Raw genomic sequence first — 22,079 nt, 5'->3', positions numbered from 1 at the left:
GTCGTGGTCGCCGTCGTGGTCGTCGTCCGGTCGGCGGCGCCGCCGCCCCGCCCCCCGGCCGCGCGCTGTAGGTTCGCTGGCGTGCGCGTGGTCATCATGGGGTGCGGGCGGGTCGGCTCGGCCCTGGCCCTGCGCCTCGACGCCCTCGGCCACCAGGTCACCGTGGTGGACCAGAACCCCGACGCCTTCCGGCGCCTCGGCCCCTTCGACGGGGACCGGGTGACCGGGGTCGGCTTCGACAGGGACACCCTCGTCGAGGCCGGCATCGAGAGCGCTGACGCCTTCGCCGCCGTCAGCAGCGGTGACAACTCCAACATCCTCGCCGCGCGCGTCGCCCGCGAGACGTTCGGCGTGACCAACGTCGTCGCCCGCATCTACGACCCGGGGCGCGCCGAGGTGTACGAGCGCCTCGGCATCCCCACCGTCGCCACCGTGCCGTGGGCCGCCGACCAGGTGCTGCGGCGGATCCTCCCGCAGGGCGCCACGAGCGAGTTCACCGACACCACCGGGACGCTGTCCCTGGCCCAGGTGCAGGTGCACCCGGGCTGGGTGGGCACCCGCCTGACGGTGCTGGAGGGCCGCGTCGGCGCCCGCGTCGCCTACCTGGTGCGGCTGGGCCGGGCGCTGCTGCCCGGACCGGACACCGTCCACCAGGACGGCGACCAGGTGCACCTGCTCGCCCGCGCGGAGGACGTCGCGGGCGTGGAGCGGGCGCTGGGCCGCCCGCCCGCGGCCGAGGAGTGAGCGCGGTGGCCGTGCGAGCGGCGCTGGCGCTGCAGGTGGCGCTGGTCCGGGTGGGCCGCGTGTCGAGGGTCGAGGGGGCGTCGTGCGGGTCGTGATCGCCGGAGCGGGCAACGTGGGGCGGTCCATCGCCCGCGAGCTGCTCGGCAACGGGCACCAGGTGCTGCTCATCGACAGGGACCCCCGGGCGATGAAGATGCAGTCGGTGCCGGAGGCGGACTGGCTGCTGGCCGACTCCTGCGAGACCTCCAGCCTGTCCGAGGCCGCGCTCGACACCGCGGACGTGGTGGTGGCCGCCACCGCGGACGACAAGGCCAACCTCGTGACGAGCCTGCTCGCCAAGACCGAGTACGGCGTGCCGCGCACAGTGGCGCGGGTCAACAACCCCAAGAACGAGTGGATGTTCGACGAGGCGTGGGGCGTCGACGTGGCGGTCTCGACGCCGCGGCTCATGACGGCGCTGGTCGAGGAGGCCGTCTCCATCGGCGACCTCGTGCGGATGTTCACCTTCCAGCAGGGCGGCGCCGCCATGGTGGAGCTGACCCTCCCGGCGGCCTCCCCCCTGGCCGGCACGCGGGTCGGTGACGTCGCGTGGCCGCCGGACACCGTGCTCGTGGGCATCATCCGCACGGGACGTCCCATCGCGCCGTCCCCGGACGACGCCCTGGAGGGACGCGACCAGCTGCTCCTGCTCACGGTGCAGGACAGCGAGGAGGCCCTCAAGGAGCTGCTGGCGCCCCCGGCGCCGGACCGGCAGAGCGGCCTCGAGGACTAGTGAGCCCCCTGGCTCCCTGACGGCGGGGAGCTCCCCGCCGCGGGAGCGTCCTGCGCGGCGGCTCCCGCTCGGCGCAGCGCGAGCCACGTCACCCAGGCGGCAGCGGCGAACAGCGGCAGGCCCATGGCCAGCCGGGCCACGCCCAGCGCTGTCACGGCACCCGCGAGGTAGAGCGGGGTCTGCACCGCCAGGCGCAGCACGAACAGGCCCACCCACATCCAGGTGAGGCGGCGGTGCAGGCGCAGCTGGGCGGGGTCGCGCCGCCACGCGCCGCTGCCCGGGCCTCCGCCGCGCGCGGCGGCGACGAGCAGGCCGGTCACCGGCAGCGGGCCGCCGGGCAGGGGGCCGGCCTTCGGCAGCGGCAGGGTGGAGACGGCCAGCACCACCGCGTACACGGCGTTGAGCAGCAGCCCCCACCAGTAGAAGTCGACGGCGTCGCCGGTGCGCCAGGCGGTGAAGGCGCAGATCGCCACGCCCGCGGCGCCGGCGAGCGCCTGCTGCAGCGGCTGGCGCGCCACGAGGCGCGCCAGGCCCGCCAGCGCGGCCACGCTCAGGGCGAGCCCCCCGGCCCACACCAGCGAGCGGGTGGCTGTGACCACGATCACGAAGACGAGGCCGGGGAGGACCGCCTCGACGGCCCCGCGGGGACCGCCGACGGCGTCCGCCAGCGAGAACCGCTCGCCGGAGGCGGCCCGTCCGACGCCGGACTGCAGGCTCACCGCTGCGCCGCCCGGGTCAGGAGGCGGCGGTGGCGGGGACGAGCTCGTAGCGCGGGTTGTAGACGGTCTTGCGGCCGTCGTCGCAGCCCACGAAACCCTCCACGCGCACCGCGGCGCCGGGGACGATGCCGGGGATCTCGCGCCGTCCCAGCCAGATGACCGTGAGCGTGCCGGTGCCGTCGAACAGCTCCGCCACCAGGGCCGGGACCCCCGCCCGGGGACGCAGCGTCACGGTGCGCAGGGTGCCCGAGACGCTGGCGCGCCGGCGTCCCGACAGCGAGGCGCAGGGGGTGCCGCCCATCGCGGCCGAGGCCTTCTGCGCGTCCTCGGCGATCAGCTGCTCGTTGCCCGCCGTCAGCCGCGACAGAGCGCGCAGGAGCGGGTGGCGAGAGGACTTCACTGTGCCCATGGCGACGAGGGTAGGCGCTCGGAGGGAGTGCTGCGGGCGAGTCCGGGAGCCGCTGGGCCGGACGAGCGCGCGCGGTGCACGGACTCGCCCGGGCGGCCCCCGGGCGCGCTGCTAGGCCTGCTCGGACCCCGCCGCGGACCCGTCGGCGCCGGGCTGCTGCCCGTCCGCCGGCGCGGCGCCGGGGGGCGCCTGGGGCAGCCGCAGCGGCAGCAGGTCACGGGGGGCCATGGCCTCGGCGCCGCGGACCACGACGGCGCCGCGGAGCAGCTCCTCCAGGGGGGCCGCCGCCTGGGCGTCCACCGCCGCCGGGCCGGACAGCACCGCCCGCAGGAACCAGCGCGGCCCGTCCACGCCCACGAAGCGCGCCGGCGAGGCGACCACCTGGCCGTCGGGCAGACGCGTGGGCACCTGCGCCACCAGCTCGGTGCCGTACGGGCCGGGCACCTCCTGGGAGAGTCCGCCGGAGCTGGCCAGGGACGCCGCGATCTCGTCGCGGACCTCGCCCCAGATGCCCTGGGTGCGGGGCGCGGCGAAGGCCTGCAGCTGGGCCGTGGAGCCGGCGAGCGCCACCGTGGCGGCCACCACGCGGCGGGTGCCGTCCTCGACCTCCAGCCGCAGCTCCATGCCGGGCACGCCGGGCAGGCGGAGGGCGCCGAGGTCCACCCGCGGCAGCTCGTCGTCCACCTCGGTCACGTCGAAGGGACCCTGCGGCCGCGGCGAGAGGCCGGCGGGTGCGGGGGCCTGCGCGGGCTCCGCCGAGGTCGCGGCACCGGCGCCGTCAGAGCCGTCAGCGCCGTCAGCGCCGTCACGGGAGGAGCCGGTGGTGGCCTCTCCGGCCTCGTCGTCGCGCGCGGAGCGGCGCCGGAAGATGCTCACAGCACGTCCCTCGTCGTCGTGGTGGAACCGGTCGCGGTGGTCTGACCGGTGGTCTGGCCGGTGGTCTGGCCGGTGTTCTGGCCGGTGGGGTCGGTGGTCGCCTGCGCGCCCGCGGGGGCGGCGTCCCATCCGCCGGTGGAGCCGTGCCCGCCGCTGCCCCGGTCGGTGGCGTCCAGCACCTCCACGGGCACGAACCGGGCCCGCGCCACGCGCTGGAGCACCAGCTGGGCGATGCGGTCGCCGCGGCGCACCTGGAAGGGCTCGACGGCGTCGGTGTTGACCAGGGTCACGCGGACCTCGCCGCGGTAGCCGGCGTCCACCGTGCCGGGCCCGTTGAGGGTGGTGACCCCGTGGCGGGCCGCCAGGCCGGAGCGGGGGTGCACGAAGGCGGCCCAGCCGTCGGGGACGGCCACGGCCACGCCGGTGGGCAGCGTCGCGCGCCCCCCGGGGGCGATGACGGCGTCCACGGCGGAGCGCAGGTCCGCGCCGGCGTCCCCGGGGTGGGCGTAGGAGGGGTCGGGCAGGTCTGCGGTGAGGCGCTGCAGGGGGACCTCGAGCTCCTCCGCGCCGGGCAGCGCCGCGCTCGACCCGTGCGGGCCTGTCGAGGGGCCGGCCGGGTCGCCCTCGAGCCCCGCCCCTGCTGCGAGCACGCCTGTCACGGGCCGAGCGTAGGCGGCTGCGGGACGTGCGAGGCTGGCGGGGTGGGCCTCTCGCACGAGCCGCAGGACGCGGCGCAGCAGCCTCAGCAGACCGGACCCGGGTTCTCCGAGCGCCTGTGGCCGAAGCCGGCCACGTGGCTGCTGGTGCCGCTGGCCGCGGCGTTCGGCGCCGCCACCGGGTTCATCGGCGGCCCGGTCTGGGTGGTCGTGGGCGGCGCGGTGATGGCGCTGGTGGTGGTGGCCTGGCTGGTCTCGGCCAGCTCGGTGGTGGCCCTGGGCGCGGACGGCGTGCTGCGGGTCGGGGAGGCGCACGTGGAGGTGCACCACCTCACCGGTGCCGTGGCCGCCCGCGGCGAGCGGGCCACCGCGCTGCGCGGACCGCTGCTCGACGCCCGCACGCACCTGCTGCTGCGCGGCTGGGTGGACCCGGTGGTCCTGGTGGGCCTCGGGGACCCCGAGGACCCCACGCCGGCGTGGCTCTTCTCCTGCCGGCACCCCGAGGACCTCGTGGAGGCGCTGGCGCGGCACGGCGTGAGCGGCCCCGTGGCCGTGCACGTGCCCTTCAGCGGCGGTCTGCCGCTGTGGGGCCCGGGCAGCCGCGAGGCGCTGGACGCGGCGGCGCCCCGGCCGGAGCTGGGCTCGGACCGGGGCGCTCAGGGGCGCCCCGCGGACTAGCTGCCCGCTCAGCGGGCGCCACCCGCGGGGGCGGTGGTCCTCCAGCCCCGGCGGTCCCGGGGCTGGAGGCGGTGGGTGCTGGGTGTCAGGCCGCGCACTCGGTGCAGACGAGCTGCCCGCCGTCGTCGCTGGCCAGCTGGCTGCGGTGGTGCACGAGGAAGCACTGCGAGCACATGAACTCGTCGGCCTGGCGCGGGAGGACGCGCACGGAGAGCTCCTCGCCGGAGAGGTCGGCTCCCGGGAGCTCGAAGCCCTCGGCGGCCTCGGTCTCGTCCTCGTCGACCGAGGCGGCGCCGGGCTCGTTGCGGCGGGCCTTCAGCTCCTCGATCGAGTCCTCGGACAGCTCGTCATCGGTCTTGCGGGGTGCGTCGTAGTCGGTCGCCATGGTGGCTGCTCCGGATCTGGCTGGTGGTGGGGCTGGTCGGGGTCCTGCCGGGCGCGGTGGGGACGGCTGGCCGTGGGTCGTGCCCTCCGGCGCTGAGGCGGACCGCCAGGTGTACCGGCTGCCGCCGCAGATCCGACTGCGACACGACTGGGAAACCTCTGTGGATGGCCTGCTTCTCCTCACCGCCCGCGGTGGACGGACCCCCTGCAACACCGGGGACGCCGCTGGCATGCCCGGTAGCGCCGGGATCATGCCCTACCCGCTCCAGGCGCGCGCACCGGGTCCCCCCGGAGCCCCCGCGAGGCGGCTGCCGGACCCGTGCGGAGCGGGCCCGGCAGCCGGCCGGCAGAGGGCCGGCAGAGGGACGGCAGAGGGACGGCAGAGGGACGGCAGAGGGACGGCAGAGGGCCGCAGGCGGCCTCAGACGGGCGGCAGGGCCCCCGCCCGGAACAGCTCCGCGGCGAGCTCCTCGGCGAGCCGGGGTGCGGCGGCCACGAGCATCTCCTGGCTGGCCCCGGCGCCGTCCAGGCCCACCAGCGCCACCCCCGCCTCCGCCGCGACCAGCCACCCGGCCGCCGCGTCCCAGGGGTTGAGGCCGCGCTCGTAGAAGGCGTCCAGGCGTCCGCTGGCGACGGCGCACAGGTCGAGGGCGGCGGAGCCGATGCGGCGCACGTCGCGCACCCGCGGGAGCAGGTGGGCCACCACGCCGGCCTGCTCCTGGCGCCGCTGCGCGGTGTAGCCGAACCCGGTGCCGACGAGGGCCTCCGCGAGCGGCGGCCCGGCCGCCGCCACGACCGGCTCGCCGTCGAGGCGCGCGCCGGCTCCCCGGACAGCGGTCCACGTCTCCCCGGTCTCGGGGTTGTGGACGCACCCGGCCACCGGCTGCCAGTGCGGCGGAGCCGGCTCCCCCGCCACCACGGCCACGCTCACCGCGTACGCGGGGATGCCGTACACGTAGTTGACGGTGCCGTCGATGGGGTCGAGCACCCAGGTCAGACCGCTGGTGCCCCCGGTGGTGCCGCCCTCCTCGCCGAGCACGGCGTCCTGCGGGCGCTCGGCCCGCAGGAGGTCCCGGATCAGCTGCTCGGCGGCCGTGTCCATGGCCGTGACCACGTCCGTGCGGCTCGACTTGGTGGCCGTCACGGCCCCGTGCTCGGCGCGGCCGGCGCGCACCAGCTCCCCGGCGGCCCGCGCCGCCCGCTCGGCCAGGGCGACCAGGGCGTCCGCCTCCTGCGGCGAGAGCCCGCCCGGCAGGCCCGAGGCGCCTTCGGCGGCCGGCGGCACCGCCGCGCTCACGAGGCGGTCCCGGACGGGGCGGCGGCCACCTGCGGGTCCACCCAGTCCGCGCCGCAGGCTGCCGGCCGGTCGGGCGTGCGCAGGTTCCGGCAGCACCCGACGGGGCACACGTCGTGGCTGGCGCCGAGCGGCCCCACCGCGGGGCGCTGCGGCGCCTCGCCGCGCTCCGCGGCCGCCCGCTCGACCACGAGGTCCACGAGGGTCCTCACGAAGGCGCTGTGCACACCGGCGGTCGCCGCGCGGGCCACCGGCAGCCCCAGGCCCTCGGCCGTCTCGGCGGCCTCGGTGTCGAGGTCGTACTTGACCTCCATGTGGTCGCTGATGAACCCCACGGGGGCGACCACGGCGGCCGGCGCGCCCGCCGCGCTGATCGCCTCGAGGTGGTCGTTGACGTCGGGTTCGAGCCACGGCTGGGTGGGCGGGCCGGAGCGCGAGCAGTAGACCAGCGCGCTCGGGTGCTCCACCCCGGTGCGCTCGGCCACGCGGCGGACCACCTCGGCGCGCACGGCCTCGTGCTGGGCCTCGTAGGCCCCGCCACCGGGCCCCGCGGCCTCGGCCATCCCCGTCGGGATGGAGTGCGTGGTGAAGACGAGGTGGGCGCCGTCGCGCACGTCGTCGTCGAGCTCGTCCAGCGCGGCCAGCACCGCGTCGGTGTTGGCGTCCAGGAAGCCGGGGGCGTTGAAGTAGTGGCGCACCTTGTCGGCGCGCAGCGCGCGGCCCTCCCCGGCCAGGGCGATGAGGGAGGCGGCCACGTCCTCGCGGTACTGGCGGCAGCCGGAGTACGACGCGTACGCGCTGGTGGTCAGCACCAGCACCCGGCGGGCACCGGCCTCGTGGGCCTCGCGCAGGGTGTCGGTCAGGTAGGGCTCCCAGTTCCGGTTGCCCCACACCAGCGGCAGGCCGTCCAGGCCGCGCGCGTCCAGCTCGGCCCGCAGCGCCGCCAGCAGCTCCTTGTTCTGGTCGTTGATGGGGCTGCGCCCGCCGAAGGCGAAGTAGTGCTCACCCACCTCGACGAGGCGCTCGCGGGGGATCCCGCGGCCGCGGGTGACGTTCTCCAGGAACGGCACCACGTCGTCGGGGCCCTCGGGCCCACCGAAGGACAGGAGCACGAGCGCGTCGTACGGGGCGCTCGGGGACGTCTCGGCACTCACCCGTCCATCCTGCCCCGTGCGGCTGAGGACGGCGCAGGGAGATCGACCGGAGACCGCCCGTGCGGCACCGGGCAGCACCGGACGCGGCGGGACGATCCGGTGGAAGTCCCCCGCGCGACCCGCCGGGCGCCGCGCGCGGCCGACGCGGCGCCTCGACGCGGGGGAAGCGCGGGTGGCACCCTGGCTGCTCGGGTCCGCGGCGGGGTGCCGCGGCACCGCCGCGCCGACGGTGCGAGCTGACGAGACGGGGAGGTCGGGTGCGCGACGGGCTGGAGGAGCCGCTGGTGGCGGACGCCGCAGCGGCGGGTGCGGACGCGCCCGTGGAGCTGGCGGTGGTCGGCGCCGACCCGTCGGACCCGTCGGTGCTGCTGCTGGAGGCCCCCGACGGGCGGCGCTTCCGCCTGCCCGCGGGCTCGCGCCTGCGGGCCGCGGTGCGCAGCGCGGGGCCCGTCACCCACCCCGTGCCGGTGGTCAGCGAGCCCCTGCGCCCGCGGGACATCCAGGCCCGCATCCGCGCCGGCGAGACCGCCGCGGACGTCGCCGCCGACGCCGGGGTCCCGCTGGAGCAGGTGCAGCGCTACGAGGGGCCCGTGCTGGCCGAGCGCGCCCACGTGGCCAACCTCGCCAAGCTGGCCGTGGTGCGCGGCGGTCCCGGCCGCCTGACGCTGGAGGAGGCCGTCCGCGCCCGCCTGCTGGCCCGCGGCGCCGACCCGGGCACCGCAGCGTGGGACGCCTGGCGCCGCGACGGCGGCTGGGCGGTGCAGGTGGCCTTCCGCGCCGCCGGCCGCGACCGGTCCGCCCAGTGGTCCTTCGCCCCGTCCAACCGCGTGCTGGAGCCCCTGGACGACGAGGCGCGGTGGCTGACGGCCCCCTCGGACGACCCGACGGGCCGCCGCCTGGCCGCCGTGCGCGTCTACGACGTGGAGGCCGAGGACGCCCGCCTCGAGGGCGGTCACGAGCCGGCCAGCCCCGCGGGGCACGCCTCCGGCCACGCGCCCGCGCCGTCCGCGCCGTCCACGGGTGCCGGCCCCTCGCTGGCCCCGGGCTCGGTGTCGACCACGGCGCCGCCGGTCACCTTCGAGCCCTCGCCCCCCGCGGGCCCGGTGGAGACGCCGGCCGACGGGCCGCACCGCGACGCCGGACCGCCGCCGTCGCCCCGGAGCCCGGCGCCCTCGCCGTTCGCCGCACCGGCCGCTCCGGCGTCGGCGGCACCACCGGCTGCGCCCACGGCACCGCCCGAGCTCGAGGAGCCGGAGGACGACGGCGCCGCGTCGGACGAGCCGGTCACCGCCGACGACCTCGCCTCGCGCACGCTGGACCTGCTCGACGCCCTGCGCGACCGGCGCGGGCGCCGGGTGCCCCTCGACATGGGCCCCGACGGTGAGCCCTGGGACGACGAGGAGGACGACGACCTCCTCAACGCCCTGCTGGACCTGCCCCCGGGCTCCGACCCCGACGCGCTGGAGCTGCAGGAGGAGGTCGACAGGGCCCGCGCGCGCCTGCGCATGGTCACGCCTCCGCGGGGGCTGCAGATCCCCCGCTCCGGGGACGACCCCGCCGGTGCCGGGGAGGACGACGACGCGCCGCCCGCCCCCGCCGGCCCGCGGGCCTCGCTGGGCCTGGTCCCCGCTCCCCCGCCCACCGAGCCCCTGCCCTCCACCCCGGCTCCGGTGCCGGCGCCACCCGCGACCGGCAGCACGCCGCGGGAGCTGCCCCGTGACGCCGACCTCGACGGCGAGCTCCTGCGCCGGGAGCCGACCACCCGCCGCGAGCGCTGGCGCGGGAGCGACGCCGCACCGTCCCCCCAGCCGCAGGCCTCACCACGCCCCTCCCCGTCCGGTCCCGCCCGGGACGAGGACGACGAGGACGTCCGTCCTCAGGTCTCGCGCAGCGTCCCCGCCCCGGACGGCGTCGAGGACCCCGAGCACGACGGCGACGACCCCGGCGAGCAGCCCGCCCGCCGCCGGCGCAGCGTGCCCAGCTGGGACGAGATCGTGTTCGGGGCGCCCCGGCGCGACTGAGACCGGAGCCGTTCTCGGCCCCAGCAGGGGCGCTCAGCAGGGGCGCGCGGCGGCCTCCCGGACGTCGACGTCCGTCGTCGTCGAGGGGGCGCGGCGGCCCGCGGTGGCCTCGGTCTCGCGGCGCATGTGGTGGCGGCGGCACAGCACCTCGTAGCCGACGGCGCCCGCGCCGGCGGAGACGTCTCCGACCACCACCTGCTCGCCGTCGGTGACCATCGTCCCGTCGACCGTGCGCGCGTTGTGGGTGGCCCGCGCCCCGCACCAGCACAGCGCCTCGACCTGGAGCACCTGCACGCGGTCGGCCAGCTCCACGAGGCGGGCGCTGCCGGGGAAGAGCCGGGTCCGGAAGTCGCTGGTGATGCCGAACGCGTACACGTCCACGCCCGCCTCGTCGACGACGCGGGCCAGCTGCTCCACCTGCTCGGGGCGGTAGAACTGGGCCTCGTCGCAGACGAGGTAGTCCAGCGGGCCGTCCTCGCGCGCTCGGGAGACGACGGCTTCGAAGTCGGTGCCCGCCGTCACCTCGTGGGCGGGCCGGCGCAGGCCGAGGCGGCTGGAGATGGTGTCGGCCCCGGCGCGGTCGTCCCGCGTGAACAGCAGCCCCCGGCGCCCGCGGGCGCGGTGGTTGTGGTCGACCTGGAGCGCGAGGGTCGACTTCCCGCTGTCCATGGTCCCGGAGAAGAAGACGAGCTCGGCCACACCCCCATCTTGGCGGGCGCCTCCTCAGCGGCGGCGGGGGCTCCCGGAGACCAGCAGCGGGACGAGCACCTCGTCGGCGGTGCGGCCGCCGTGCATGCCCACCAGGCCCGCGAGCTCGGGGCGCTGCACGCGGCTGTCGTGCACGGACACCGCGCCGCTGGCCGCGGCGACCACGTCGCCGGTCCGCTCGAGCACGGCCGCGTCGAGGCCGTGCGGGCCGAACCAGCCGGCCTCGACGGCCTCCTCGCGGCTGGCCACCTCCAGGACGTGGCCGAGCCGCTCGCGCCAGGTGGCGAGCACGTCGGCCGCTGCTCCGGGGGCGCAGTGCAGCTGGGGGGCGCGCGGCTCCCCCGCCACCACCTGCACCCCGGCGGCCAGCTCGGGGTCGGCGGCCACGTCCCAGCGGGCGTCGTCCGGGACGTCGACCATGCCGTGGTCGCCGGTGACCAGCAGCACCGCTCGCGGTGGCAGCCCGGCCAGCAGGTCCGCGACGGCCGCGTCGACGCGCTCCAGCTCGTCGGACCACTGCGGTGAGGCCCAGCCGTGCGTGTGGCCGGCCTTGTCGAGGTCTCCCCAGTAGACGTGCACCAGGGCGCGGGTCCGCTCCCGGGCCGCGGCGCGCAGCGACCCCAGACCGGCCTCCACCCGGCCCGCGAGGCTGGACGCCGCCCGGAAGCGCCCGCCGCGGGAGGTGGCCTCGGTGAGCCCGGAGCCGTCGAAGAAGCCCGGGCCCACCCGCGTGACCGCGGCGCCGGCGGCGGCGAGGTGCTCGAAGACGGTCGGGTGCGGCTGCCAGCGGCGCGGGTCCGGCGGCGGCGCACCGGCGGCTCCCGCCCCCGGTCCCCCGGCTCCCGGAGCGACCTCCCAGGAGAGCTCGTTGAAGAGGACCCCGGTGGCGGGGTCGCGCACCTGGTAACCCATGATCCCGTGCTGCCCGGGGTGCAGGCCGGTGCCGATGGACGCTGTGGAGGTGGCCGTGGTGGAGGGGTAGCCGGCGGCGAGCACCGCCGCGCCGGGAGCCCCCGCCGCGGCTGCCATGGAGCGCAGCCGCGGGGCGTGGCCGCCGCGCGCCGCCAGGAGCCGCTCCCCGAGCCCGTCGACCAGCAGCACGCAGACCTGCTCGACGCCGTCGTGGGCCTCCCGCAGCGCCGCGGTCAGCGGGGAGGGCTCCTCCCGGACCGGGGCGCCCAGCAGGTCCGCCACCGCGGGCAGCACGTCCGCCAGCGCGCCCTGCACCGCGGGACCGCGCGGCGACGGGGTGCTCACGCGCGCGGAGCCCGGGTGGCCCTGGTGAGGCTGCGGGCGAAGCGCCGGGCGGCCAGCACCGCGGCCTCGCCCTCGGCGTCGGCGCTGATCCGCAGCGACACGTCGTCAGCGGTCATGGTGCCGGTGTAGCCGTGGTCGGCGTCGCACTCGGGGTCTCCGCAGGTGGCGGGCTCCACGTCGAGGCGGCTGAGGGTCCCCCAGGCCACCGTGAGGGTGAGCTCCTGGGGGGCGGCGCCGGACCGGTGCCGCTCGGGCGCGGTGACGCGGTGGCCCACCACCACCGAGCGCACGTCGTGCAGGGGCACGGACTCCGAGGAGGCCACCGCCACCGGCGCACCGCCGGTCTCCGGCGGGTCGTGGTCGTCCACGTGGGCGGTGACGAGCCGGGTGGCCGTCAGGGCCAGCACCGTGACGTGGCGGCGCACGGCGTCGGCGTCGAACGTGGTCTCCAGGTGCACCAGCGCGTCCACGAGCGGCTCGCCGGCGAGGGACTGCAGGACCACGTCGGCGAGCAGCTGCGGGTAGTACCCCGTCTGCTCGAGCTCGGCCACCAGGTCCCGCGGGAGGCGCTCGGCCTCGCCGGGCGCCTCGCTGCGCCAGCCCGGCACCGCCGGTGCGCTGGACGTCCCGCCACCCAGGAGGCCCTCCGGCCCCTCCGCTCGCCGTCTGCCGGCGCCCTCACCACCCCACACGCCGGCCATCCTCCCACCGGGGTCCGACGTCAGGCGGGCAGCACCCGCCGGCCGGCGTCGGAGCGGCCCACCGGCACCGCCAGCTCCACCTGGGCCCCCAGCACCGCCAGGCCGCGCTCGGCCACCTGCACCGGCGAGAGCTCGCTGGAGAACACCTCCGGCAGGTCGTCGGCCATCACCGAGATCCGCGCCAGCAGGTCCTCCAGCGAGCCGACGTCGACGGCGGGGGTGCCCATGTACCCGAACAGGCGCGGAGCCGCGCGCAGCGTGCGGACCAGGTCCACCACGTCCACGTCGGTCAGCGGCGGGATGCGGTGGGAGACGTCCCCGAGCAGCACGGTGGTGTCCCCCGCGAGCCCGAAGGAGACCAGCGGTCCGAACAGCGGGTCCTCCAGGGTCCGCACGAGCACGGAGATGCCGGAGGGCGCCATGGCCTGCACGAGCAGCGCGGGGGCCGGCCCCCCTCCGCTGCCGGCGGGACCGGCGAGCATGGCGTCGACGTGGGCGCGCAGCTCCCGGGCGTCGCTGACGTCCAGGCGGACCCCGCCCAGGCCGGGGTGGCGCAGGTGGCGCTCGGTGGCCTTGACCACCACCGGCCAGCCCACCCGGTCCGCCGCGCGCACCGCCTCGTCCGCGGAGCGCACCGTGACCACCGGCCACAGCTGCACCCCGTAGCACGCGAGCAGGGCGGCGACCTCCTCCTGCTCCAGCCGCAGCGGGGGGTCGTCGGGCGTGCGCCCGTCCAGCAGCGACTCCACCAGCGCCCGCGCCGCCCGCGCGTCGGTGCCCGCGGGGGCCACCCGGGCGCCGTGGTCGCGCCGCCGCCACGCGGCGTAGCGCACCACGGCCGCCAGCGAGCGGACGGCGTCCTCGGGGGTCGTGTAGACCGGCAGCGCAGCGGCGGCCGGCCGGCCGGCGCCGTCGTCGTCGTCCCGGGGCCGGCTGGGGGGCTGGAGGGTGCGGGTGGGCTCCACGCCGCCGACCAGCGCGACCAGGCACGCCGCGCACGGCTTGCCCGCGGCCGCCGCCACCTCCTGCAGGGCCGTGACGACCTCCCGGTCGACCTCGGCCACCGGCGGGATGAGGCAGGCCACCACCACGTCGACGTCGGGGTCGGTGAAGACCCGCTCGAGGGCGGTCCGGACCTCGGAGGCGTCGGCCTCCGGGGCCACCACCACCGGGTCGGCCACGTCCAGCCCCCACGAGACCGCGGCCTCGGCCGCGAGCGCCGCCAGGGCCCCGGAGTTGGCGACCACGCCCACGCGCTCCCCGGCCGGCAGCGGCTGGGTCTGCAGCAGCTGCGCCACGTCGAAGAGCTGGTGGACGTTGTCCACGCGGATGACGCCGGCCTGGCGCAGCATCGCGTCGAGGGCCTCGCGGGGCGCGCGGGTCTCGCGCACGGCGTGCCCCGGGGGCACGGTGAAGGAGCTGACCCCGGACTTCACGACGACGACGGGCTTGGTGCGCGCCAGCCCCCGGGCCACGCGGGAGAACTTGCGGGGGTTGCCGACGCTCTCCAGGTAGAGCCCGACCACGGAGGTGGCGGGGTCGTCCTGCCAGTACTGCATGCAGTCGTTGCCGGAGACGTCGGCGCGGTTGCCCGCCGAGACGAAGGTGGACACGCCCAGGCCGCGGCGGTGGGCGGCGTCGAGCACGGCCACGCCGAGCGCCCCGGACTGGCTGAACAGGCCCAGGCCCCCGGACGGGGGCACCACCGGGGCCAGGGACGCGTTGAGCCTCACCGCGGGGTCGGTGTTGATGATCCCGAACGAGGTCGGGCCCACCAGGCGCATCCCGTGCACCCGCGCCAGGCGCAGCAGCTCCCGCTGGCGCGCCAGGCCGTCGGCGTCGACCTCGGCGAAGCCGCTGGAGACCACCACCAGGCCGCGCACGTCCAGCTGCGCCAGCTCGGCGACCACGCCGTTGACGGACTCCGCGGGCACCGCGACCACGGCGAGGTCCACGGGCCCGGGCACGTCGGACAGGGAGCGCACCGCCGGCACGCCCCGCACGACGTCGGCCTCGGGGTGCACCACGTGCACGGCGCCGGTGAAGCCGCCGCCGACGAGGTCGGCCAGGAGCCGCCCGCCCACCGAGCCCGGCCGGCGCCCGGCGCCCACCACCACCACCGAGCGGGGGTGCAGCAGCCGGCGCAGGCTCTCCGCCTCGGCGCGGTGCTCGCGGGCCTCCATGACCTCGCGGGACCTGTCGGTGGGGGTGACGTCCACCGTGAGCATGACCACGCCGTCCTCGACGGCGCGGGTGGTGGCGAACCCCGCCTCGGTGAAGACGTCGAGCATCTTGCGGTTCTCGGGCAGCACCTCCGCCACGAAGCGGGTGATGCCCTGCTCGCGGGCCGCCACCACGAGGTGCTCCAGCAGCACCGAGCCCACGCCGCGGCCCTGGTGGGCGTCGGAGACGTTGAAGGCCACCTCGGCCACACCGTCACCGACGCGGTCGTAGCGGCCGACGCCGATGATCGCCTCGCCCACCAGCACCACCAGGGCCACCCGGTCGTGGTGGTCGACCGTGGTGAACCGGGTGAGGTCGCGCGGGGACAGGCGCGGCATCGGGGCGAAGAAGCGCAGGTAGGTGGAGCGCGGCGACTGGGCCACGTGGAAGGCCTGCAGCGCGTCGGCGTCGGCGGGGCGGATCGGGCGGATGTGGGCCGCTCCCCCGTCCCTCAGGACGACGTCCGCCTCCCACGCGCGCGTCCACGCGGGGTGGGTGGGTGACACGGTGTCGAGGTTAGTCGGCGAGCGACGGCCGCGGCGCTCCACCGCAGGACGGCGCAGGTCCGTGCGGCGGGGTGCCGGCGGGGTGGCAGGGTCGGGGCCGTGGAGCTCGACGAGGTGCTGCGGCGCCGGCGGGCGGTGCGGCGGTTCACCGGCGCCCCCGTCTCCCGCGAGGCGCTGGACGCCGTGGTGGCCGCCGGGGTCGGCGGACCGACCGCCGGGGGCTCGCAGGGCAGGTCGCTGCTCGTGCTCACCAGCGCAGCGGACCGCGACCGCTACTGGCGCGCCACCAGCGACGACGTCGGCTCCCCCGACCCCTGGCTGGCCGGGATGCTCACCGCCCCGGTGGTGGTGCTGTGCCTGGCCGACCCGGGCGCCTACGTCGAGCGGTACGCCCGGCCCGACAAGGAACGGGCCCGCCCGGACCTCGGCCCCGACCACTCCGACGCCGCCTCCTGGCCGGTGCCCTGGTGGGACGTGGACGCGGGGGCGTCCGGCCTGCTGGTGCTCCTGGCTGCCGTGGACGCCGGGCTGGGCGGCTGCCTGGTGGGCGTGCCCCCGCCGCGCTGGGCGCGGGTGCGGGGGGCGTTCGGGATCCCCCCCTCCCACCGCCTCACCGCGGCCGTGGTGCTGGGGCACCCCGCCCCCGAGCTCCCGCGCTCACGGCGCCGGCCTGCCGTGGCCGCCGTGGTGCACGACGGCGCCCACGGCCGGCCCTGGGTCACCGGGACCTGACACCGGTCCGCGGACCGGCCGGGCTCCCGCGGCGCGTCAGCGCGGGGCCCGGCCCCGTCAGCGCAGGGCCCGGACCCACCCGACGGCTCGGGCGGCGTCGCGGCGGGCCTGCTCGATCCGCACCGCCAGCAGGAGCACGACGGCACCGGCGAGGAAGAGCCCCACCGCGACCGGGACCTGCCGCGCGTACGGGCCCAGCTGACCGACGGCGACCACGAGCGCCGCCGCCGCACCGAGGACCACCGGCGCCTGCAGCGACCAGCGGATCCCGGCCCAGCAGACCAGCGCACCCGCGACGGCCACGACGGCGGTCCGCCACGGGCTGCTCGTGACGGCGGCGTGCAGCGCCGAGGGCAGCAGCGCAGCCGCCAGGCCCGGGCCCAGGACGGCCCACGAGCCGAGCCCGGGGTGGCGCTGCCAGACCAGCGCACCCACCGCCAGGGCCAGCGCCGCCGGCGGCAGGGACCACCACTCCACCTCGGCCGGGGCGGGCAGGACCCGCCCCGCCTCGCTCCACCACGCCGCGGACAGCAGCACGACGGCGGGCAGCGCCCAGGCGGTGCGCCGCCGGTCCCCGGCTCGCGCGAGGGCGCCCAGCCCGGACACCGCGAGCGGCACCGAGGGGTGGACCGCACCGTCACCGGTCATGAGCAGGGCCACCAGGCCGACGAGCCCCCAGCCCGCGACCAGCACGGCCTCCGGCGCGCCGCGCACCACCGCCGACAGCGCCAGCAGCACGGCCGCGACGCCGAGCGCGAGCAGCACCGCGAGCACCCCGGCCACCGGGTCCGGCGCGGTGAGCACGCCGCCGAGGGCGGCGGCCGACCCGGCCGCGGCCCACACGGCCCGCGGGACGGGCAGCGCGCGGCGGTCGGCGAGGGCCTCGGCGGGGGCCGAGGCGACCGGGCGGCGCGCCCCGGCCAGCAGGGACGCGAGGGCGAGCGCGTACCAGGCGGCGGGCCGCCACCAGGTGCTCTCGGAGCTGCCCACCACCGGCTCGCCCAGCAGCGAGCCGCCGGCCAGGGCGAGGGCGGCGACCGCCACCGGCCACGGCAGCAGGCGCGGGCGGACGGCCAGGAGCGCGGCGGTGACCGCCGAGACCCCCAGCGCCAGCAGCAGCAGGGCGAAGGCGCCGCCCGCGGCGGCCAGGGAGACCAGGGCGCCGATGACCCCGCCGTAGGCGACCACGACGGCCGTGCGCCGCAGCTGCGGGCGGCCGGCCAGCAGCGCCCGGGCAGGCGTCGGGGCGGGGGCCTGCGCGGGACCCTCCGCGGCCACGGCGGCCCCCTGCGGGACGGGCCGCCCGGCGCGGCCCGCCGTCCAGGCCGCGGCCAGCGCGAGCAGGGCGAGCTCGAGGGCCGCCAGGTAGGGGGCGGAGGCGTCCGGCCCGCGGCCCGGAACGGCGTCAGCGCCGGCGTCCACCGAGAGCAGCACGACCACCGCCGCCCCCAGGTGCGCCGCACCGACGACGAGGGAGAGCACGCCCAGGCCGCGGGCGTGCACCGCCAGCAGCCGGGACGCGGGCGCCGAGAGCACCGCGAGCGCCAGGGCCGCCGCGGCCCAGGTGAGCAGCTCACCGTCCACGGCGAGGGTCAGCGCGGTGGGGACGCCGGCGGTGAGGAGCACCGCCGCCCAGGCCGGGACCACCGGTCGGGCCGGGTGCGCCGCCGGGCGCAGCCAGCGGTCCCCAGCAGCGCAGGCACCGACGGCCACCAGGAGGGCGCCCAAGCCGTAGGCGTCGGCGTCGGTGGCGCCCAGCCCCAGCACGTCGAGGCTGCGAGCGGCCCCGAGCACGACCAGGAGCACCACCACGGACACCAGGGCCAGGGCCTCCGCGCTGGCCCCGAGGGCGCGGCGCGCCGTGGCGCGCGAGGCCGCGGCGGCACCGGCGCAGACCAGCAGCAGGACCAGCGCCTGCCCCAGGGCGCCGATGGCGCTCCACACCAGGGCCCGGAACGCGAACGCCCCCGCGGCGACGAGCACGACGCCGGTCACGAGGAGCAGCTGCTGCGCCCCGAAGCGGCGCTGGCGCGGCATGGACGGCTGCCCGGACGGCTGCCCGGACGGCTGCCCGGACGACTCCGACAGCGCCGGCCGGTCGGTGGGGGGCGCGTAGGGGCCGGCACCCGGGAGGTGGGTGGCCCCCGCCGGGACGCCGGCGGCGGCTGCGGGCCCGGGGGCCGCGGTCCGGGCCGACGCACCGGGCGCCGCCCACACCGCCTCCGCCGGTCCGGTCGTTGGACCGGCCGCCGGGCTGCTGGTGACCGGAGCAGCCGGCACGGCAGGAGCGGCGTCGGGCCCACCCGCCAGCGCCGCCAGCAGCCCGGCACGGCGGTGCTGCAGCAGCGCGAGCTGCTGGTCGAGCTCCCACAGGGCCGCGGCGTCCTCGCCGACCAGGCGCAGGCCGCAGCGCGGACACGCGGGACGGCCGGGCACCAGCGGCGCCGAGCAGCGCGGGCAGCCGGGCTCGGGTGGCGGGGCGTGCTGCTCGGAGTCGCTCACGCGTCCACTCTGGCAGCGCGGACCGCTCGCCGTCGTCGTCCGCGCGGGGGTTGTGGACAACGCCGGGCCTGTGGCAGCGGCCCAGGTCAGAGGCGTGCCGACCGTCGCGGTGCGGCGAGATCCGCCACTCCTGCCCGGTCTGTCCCACCCGCGCGGGAGGATGGTGCCCATGGCACGACGCAGCACCCCGGCCCCCTCCGACGGCAGCCAGCCGCCCACGGGGAGGGTCGTCGACGTCGACGTCGACGAGGAGATGCGGTCCTCGTTCCTCGAGTACGCGTACTCCGTCATCTACTCCCGCGCCCTGCCCGACGCGCGCGACGGCCTCAAGCCGGTGCAGCGCCGCATCCTGTTCCAGATGGGCGAGATGGGCCTGCGGCCCGACCGCGCCCACGTGAAGAGCGCCCGCGTCGTCGGTGACGTCATGGGCCGGCTGCACCCCCACGGCGACACCGCCATCTACGACGCCCTGGTCCGCATGGCGCAGGACTTCTCCCTGCGCCTGCCGCTCGTCGACGGCCACGGGAACTTCGGATCCTTGGACGACGGTCCCGCGGCTTCCCGATACACCGAGGCGCGGATGGCCGTCTCGGCGACGGCGATGGTGGACGGCCTCGACGAGGACGTCGTCGACTTCGTCCCCACCTACGACAACTCGGCCACGCAGCCGTCCGTGCTGCCCTCGGCCATCCCGAACCTGCTGGTCAACGGCGCCTCCGGCATCGCGGTGGGCATGGCCACGAACATGCCCCCGCACAACCTCGGCGAGGTCGTGGCGGCCGCGAGGCACCTCATCGCGCGCCCCGGGGCGACGCTGGAGGACCTCATGCGCTTCGTGCCCGGTCCCGACCTGCCCACGGGCGGGCGGATCGTGGGGCTGGAGGGCGTCCGGGACGCCTACGCCACCGGGCGCGGCACGTTCCGCACCCGCGCGACCGCGCGTATCGAGGACATCACCGCCCGCCGCAAGGGCATCGTCTTCACCGAGCTGCCGTACACGGTGGGCCCGGAGAAGGTCATCGAGAAGGTCAAGGACGCCGTCTCGGCGAAGAAGCTGCTCGGGATCTCCGCCATCGACGACTTCACCGACCGCCAGCACGGCACCCGCCTGGTGGTGGAGGTCAAGACCGGCTTCCAGCCGGAGGCGGTGCTGGAGCAGCTGTACCGGCTGACGCCGCTGGAGGACTCCTTCGGCATCAACAACGTCTGCCTGGTCGAGGGCCAGCCCCGCACCCTGGGGCTGCGCGAGCTGCTGCAGGTGTTCATCGACCACCGCCTCGAGGTGGTCCGCCGCCGCAGCACGCACCGCCTGGGCAAGCGGCGCGAGCGGCTGCACCTGGTGGAGGGCCTGCTCATCGCCGTCGTCGACATCGACGAGGTGATCCAGGTGATCCGGACCTCCGACGACGGCGCGGCCGCCCGTACGCGGCTGATGGAGGTCTTCGAGCTCTCCGAGCTGCAGGCCGAGCACATACTGGAGCTGCGGCTGCGGCGCCTGACCCGGTTCTCCCGCATCGAGCTGGAGACCGAGCGCGAGGAGCTGCTCGCGGCGATCTCGGACCTGGAGGCGCTGCTGGCCGACGAGCAGCTCCAGCGCGAGGCCGTCTCCGACGAGCTGGCGCAGGTGGCCCGCGACCACGGCACGCCGCGCCGCACCGTGCTGCTGGAGGCGGGGGCGGCTCCGGCGACGGCCGCGGTGCCGCTGCAGGTGGCCGACGACCCCTGCTGGGTGCTGCTCTCGGCGACCGGTCTGCTGGCGCGCACCGGTGGGGCCGAGCTGACCGCGGGCGGGCCCCGCACCAACCACGACGTGCTGCGCAGCGCGGTGCGGACGACGGCGCGCGGTGACGTGGGGGCGCTGACCTCGCGCGGCCGCGTGCTGCGGGTCGGCGTCGTCGACACCCCCGTGCTCCCGCCGACGGCGGGTGCCCCGAGCCTGTCGGGCGGGGCGCCGCTGCGGGAGTTCGTGACGCTCGAGGCCGGCGAGGAGGTGGTGTCGCTGGTGCCCCTGACCCCCCAGCCCGGGGACGGCGAGGGCGCCGGGCTGGCGCTGGCCACCGCCCAGGGCGTGGTGAAGCGGGTCGCGGCGGAGCCGTGGGGAGCCCGCGACTCCTGGGAGGTCATCGGCCTCGACGCCACCGATGCGGTGGTCGGGGCGGCCTGGCTGGCCACGGGCACCGAGGAGCTCGTGTTCGTCACCAGCGACGCGCAGCTGCTGCGCTTCAGCGCCTCCCTCGTGCGCCCGCAGGGCCGCCCCGCCCGGGGCATGGCCGGCGTGCGGGTCACCGCGGGCGAGCGGGTCGTCGCCTTCTCAGCGCTCAGCGCCGCCGAGGCCGCCCGCGCCGAGGTGGTCACCGTGGCCGCCGCCGAGGGGGCGCTGCCTGGCTCACCCGGGGTCAGCGTCAAGGTGGCCCCCTTCGAGGAGTACCCGCCCAAGGGCCGTGCCACCGGCGGGGTCCGCTGCCACCGGTTCCTGCGCGGCGAGGGTTCGCTGGCCCTGGCCTGGGTCGGCCCCGGCCCGGCGCGCGGCGCCTCGGCCACCGGCGCGCCGGTGGAGCTGCCGGAGCCGACGGGGCGGCGCGACGGGTCGGGGGTGCCGCTGTCCGGCGCGCTGACGGCCGTGGCCGGCAGTCCCGCTCCCGCGGCCCCCGACGACGACGGGGGCGCGCCCGCGGACCCGCGGGCCTGAGCCTCAGCGGGGCTCAGCGCGGCACGGCGGTGCCCCAGACCACCTCGACCTGGTGGGGGGCGTACCCCAGCCGCTCGTACAGCCCCAGCGCACCGCTGGGGTTCTCCCGGTCCACGTCGAGGCCGGCGGCGTCCATGCCGGCCTCGGCGAAGGCCCGCAGGCTGGCGGCCAGCAGCGCCGCGCCGACGCCGCGGCGGCGGTGGGCGCGGCGGGTCCCCAGCAGACCCGTCCACCCCTCCTTGAGCCCGTCCACCCAGTCCTGCTCGAAGGCGAAGGCGATGGTGTAGCCGGCGACCTCCGGCCCGTCCGCACCGTCGACGGCATCGGCGAGGGCGACGAAGCTCCAGTCGGTGCGGGCGTCGCGGTGCCCGCTGACCCAGCGGCTCCAGTCCTCGCTGCTGCGCGGCTCGCTGCCGCGGTGGTCGGCGAAGGCCTCGTTGTGGGCCAGGCGCACCCGTTCGTCCAGCTCGGGTGACCACCGCACCAGCCGCAGGCCCTCGGGCAGCTGCACCTCCGGGAGCGGTGCGGCGTCCGGTCCGGTCAGGAGGCGCCGCATGACGAGGTGGTAGCGCCGCACCTCGAACCCGGCGGCCCGGGCGAGCGCCGTGCGGTCGGCGAGCCGCTCGTCGCTGTGCAGCACCAGCTCGCCCGGTGCCGAGCCCGGTGCGGCGGCGATGAGCTGGCGGCCGACGGCGCACTGCCAGGCCAGCAGCTGGCGCCCCAGGCCCCTGCCGCGGTGCTCGGGGTGCACCCCGCCCCACAGCGAGGCGCGCACGGTGCTGACGTCCCCGGGACGCACGTCGACCAGGCCGAACGCCAGGAGGCGCCCGTCGTCGTCCTGCGCGGCCAGGGAGCGGTGCGCCGGGTCCTTCCAGGAGCCGGCGAGCAGCTCGTCGCGCAGGTCGTCCTCGGTGTAGCGCTCGGCGGGCTGGTCAGCGGCCTCGACGGCCCGGGTCAGCTCGTGCCAGCGCGGGAGGTCGTCCTCGCGCAGCGGCCGCCAGGTCACGCCGGGGGTGACCGGCTCGGGGAGGTCGGTGGTGCTCACGCGCTCGCA

At 77.9% G+C, this 22,079-nt stretch carries 18 protein-coding genes and 1 pseudogene; 6 read left to right on the top strand and 13 right to left on the bottom strand.

Features of this window, described 5'->3' with window-relative positions; all coding sequences use genetic code 11:
• The first annotated feature begins 81 nt into the window (after positions 1 to 81).
• On the top strand, positions 82 to 744 hold the full coding sequence (locus H7K62_RS08785) for a potassium channel family protein (RefSeq protein ID WP_186717588.1): 663 nt from the start codon (positions 82 to 84) through the stop codon (positions 742 to 744).
• 82 nt (positions 745 to 826) lie between these two features.
• Positions 827 to 1,516: a potassium channel family protein gene (locus H7K62_RS23730; RefSeq protein ID WP_186717587.1), complete on the top strand. Its 690-nt coding sequence runs from the start codon at positions 827 to 829 to the stop codon at positions 1,514 to 1,516.
• Here the strand turns inward: H7K62_RS23730 and H7K62_RS08775 are convergent.
• From H7K62_RS08775 to dut, 4 genes and pseudogenes are all read right to left on the bottom strand, one after another.
• Positions 1,513 to 2,235, bottom strand: coding sequence for a DUF3159 domain-containing protein (locus H7K62_RS08775; protein ID WP_370591683.1), 723 nt, complete (start codon positions 2,233 to 2,235; stop codon positions 1,513 to 1,515). The two genes, H7K62_RS23730 and H7K62_RS08775, sit on opposite strands and share 4 nt — an antisense overlap.
• Positions 2,236 to 2,251: 16 nt before the next feature.
• Positions 2,252 to 2,644: an OB-fold nucleic acid binding domain-containing protein gene (locus H7K62_RS08770; protein ID WP_186717586.1), complete on the bottom strand. Its 393-nt coding sequence runs from the start codon at positions 2,642 to 2,644 to the stop codon at positions 2,252 to 2,254.
• Positions 2,645 to 2,755: 111 nt separating this feature from the next.
• Positions 2,756 to 3,520: a DUF3710 domain-containing protein gene (locus tag H7K62_RS08765; protein WP_186718053.1), complete on the bottom strand. Its 765-nt coding sequence runs from the start codon at positions 3,518 to 3,520 to the stop codon at positions 2,756 to 2,758.
• A 110-nt stretch (positions 3,521 to 3,630) separates the two neighbouring features.
• Positions 3,631 to 4,095: pseudogene (gene dut / locus H7K62_RS08760) on the bottom strand (dUTP diphosphatase); the annotation flags it as partial.
• A 126-nt stretch (positions 4,096 to 4,221) separates the two neighbouring features.
• Between dut and H7K62_RS08755 the strand changes: the two are divergent.
• Positions 4,222 to 4,854 (top strand): DUF3093 domain-containing protein, encoded by a 633-nt coding sequence (locus H7K62_RS08755; RefSeq protein ID WP_186717585.1) that lies wholly within the window; start codon positions 4,222 to 4,224, stop codon positions 4,852 to 4,854.
• Positions 4,855 to 4,939: 85 nt separating this feature from the next.
• On the opposite strand, the gene H7K62_RS08750 is transcribed toward H7K62_RS08755, so the two are convergent.
• From H7K62_RS08750 to H7K62_RS08740, 3 genes are all read right to left on the bottom strand, one after another.
• The gene (locus H7K62_RS08750; RefSeq protein ID WP_139711256.1) at positions 4,940 to 5,239 is read right to left on the bottom strand and encodes a DUF4193 domain-containing protein; all 300 of its coding nucleotides are present in this window, start codon (positions 5,237 to 5,239) and stop codon (positions 4,940 to 4,942) included.
• A 420-nt stretch (positions 5,240 to 5,659) separates the two neighbouring features.
• Entirely contained in the window at positions 5,660 to 6,535 is an 876-nt protein-coding gene (locus H7K62_RS08745; protein ID WP_370591682.1) for an inositol monophosphatase family protein, read from the bottom strand.
• The gene (locus tag H7K62_RS08740) at positions 6,532 to 7,686 is read right to left on the bottom strand and encodes a ferrochelatase (RefSeq protein WP_186717584.1); all 1,155 of its coding nucleotides are present in this window, start codon (positions 7,684 to 7,686) and stop codon (positions 6,532 to 6,534) included. Before H7K62_RS08740 ends, H7K62_RS08745 begins: the two co-directional genes overlap by 4 nt.
• Positions 7,687 to 7,943: 257 nt before the next feature.
• Between H7K62_RS08740 and sepH the strand changes: the two genes are divergently transcribed.
• On the top strand, positions 7,944 to 9,707 hold the full coding sequence (gene sepH / locus H7K62_RS08735) for a septation protein SepH (RefSeq protein ID WP_186717583.1): 1,764 nt from the start codon (positions 7,944 to 7,946) through the stop codon (positions 9,705 to 9,707).
• A 33-nt stretch (positions 9,708 to 9,740) separates the two neighbouring features.
• On the opposite strand, the gene H7K62_RS08730 is transcribed toward sepH, so the two are convergent.
• From H7K62_RS08730 to H7K62_RS08715, 4 genes are read right to left on the bottom strand one after another with little or no spacing between them, the layout of a single operon-like run.
• The gene (locus H7K62_RS08730) at positions 9,741 to 10,406 is read right to left on the bottom strand and encodes a thymidine kinase (RefSeq protein WP_186717582.1); all 666 of its coding nucleotides are present in this window, start codon (positions 10,404 to 10,406) and stop codon (positions 9,741 to 9,743) included.
• 24 nt (positions 10,407 to 10,430) lie between these two features.
• Positions 10,431 to 11,672, bottom strand: coding sequence for an alkaline phosphatase family protein (locus tag H7K62_RS08725; RefSeq protein ID WP_222437312.1), 1,242 nt, complete (start codon positions 11,670 to 11,672; stop codon positions 10,431 to 10,433).
• Complete coding sequence (locus H7K62_RS08720; protein WP_222437311.1) at positions 11,669 to 12,364, bottom strand: DUF5998 family protein; 696 nt, start codon at positions 12,362 to 12,364, stop codon at positions 11,669 to 11,671. The genes H7K62_RS08725 and H7K62_RS08720 overlap by 4 nt, the downstream gene beginning before the upstream one ends.
• Positions 12,365 to 12,393: 29 nt before the next feature.
• On the bottom strand, positions 12,394 to 15,102 hold the full coding sequence (locus H7K62_RS08715) for a bifunctional acetate--CoA ligase family protein/GNAT family N-acetyltransferase (protein ID WP_186717581.1): 2,709 nt from the start codon (positions 15,100 to 15,102) through the stop codon (positions 12,394 to 12,396).
• Positions 15,103 to 15,201: 99 nt separating this feature from the next.
• Between H7K62_RS08715 and H7K62_RS08710 the strand changes: the two genes are divergently transcribed.
• Positions 15,202 to 15,834, top strand: a complete 633-nt coding sequence (locus H7K62_RS08710) for a nitroreductase family protein (RefSeq protein WP_186717580.1) — start codon at positions 15,202 to 15,204, stop codon at positions 15,832 to 15,834.
• 57 nt (positions 15,835 to 15,891) lie between these two features.
• Here the strand turns inward: H7K62_RS08710 and H7K62_RS08705 are convergent, their stop codons facing one another.
• Entirely contained in the window at positions 15,892 to 18,336 is a 2,445-nt protein-coding gene (locus tag H7K62_RS08705) for an SCO7613 C-terminal domain-containing membrane protein (protein WP_186717579.1), read from the bottom strand.
• Between the two features lie 169 nt (positions 18,337 to 18,505).
• Between H7K62_RS08705 and H7K62_RS08700 the strand changes: the two genes are divergently transcribed.
• Entirely contained in the window at positions 18,506 to 21,025 is a 2,520-nt protein-coding gene (locus tag H7K62_RS08700) for a DNA gyrase/topoisomerase IV subunit A (protein ID WP_186717578.1), read from the top strand.
• Positions 21,026 to 21,038: 13 nt separating this feature from the next.
• On the opposite strand, the gene H7K62_RS08695 is transcribed toward H7K62_RS08700, so the two are convergent.
• The gene (locus H7K62_RS08695; RefSeq protein WP_222437310.1) at positions 21,039 to 22,070 is read right to left on the bottom strand and encodes a GNAT family N-acetyltransferase; all 1,032 of its coding nucleotides are present in this window, start codon (positions 22,068 to 22,070) and stop codon (positions 21,039 to 21,041) included.
• Positions 22,071 to 22,079: the final 9 nt, after the last annotated feature.

Origin of the sequence: Quadrisphaera sp. RL12-1S, from assembly GCF_014270065.1 — a bacterium.
Classification (GTDB): Bacteria; Actinomycetota; Actinomycetes; order Actinomycetales; family Quadrisphaeraceae; genus Quadrisphaera.
This window is presented reverse-complemented; position numbering and strand designations above follow the sequence as displayed.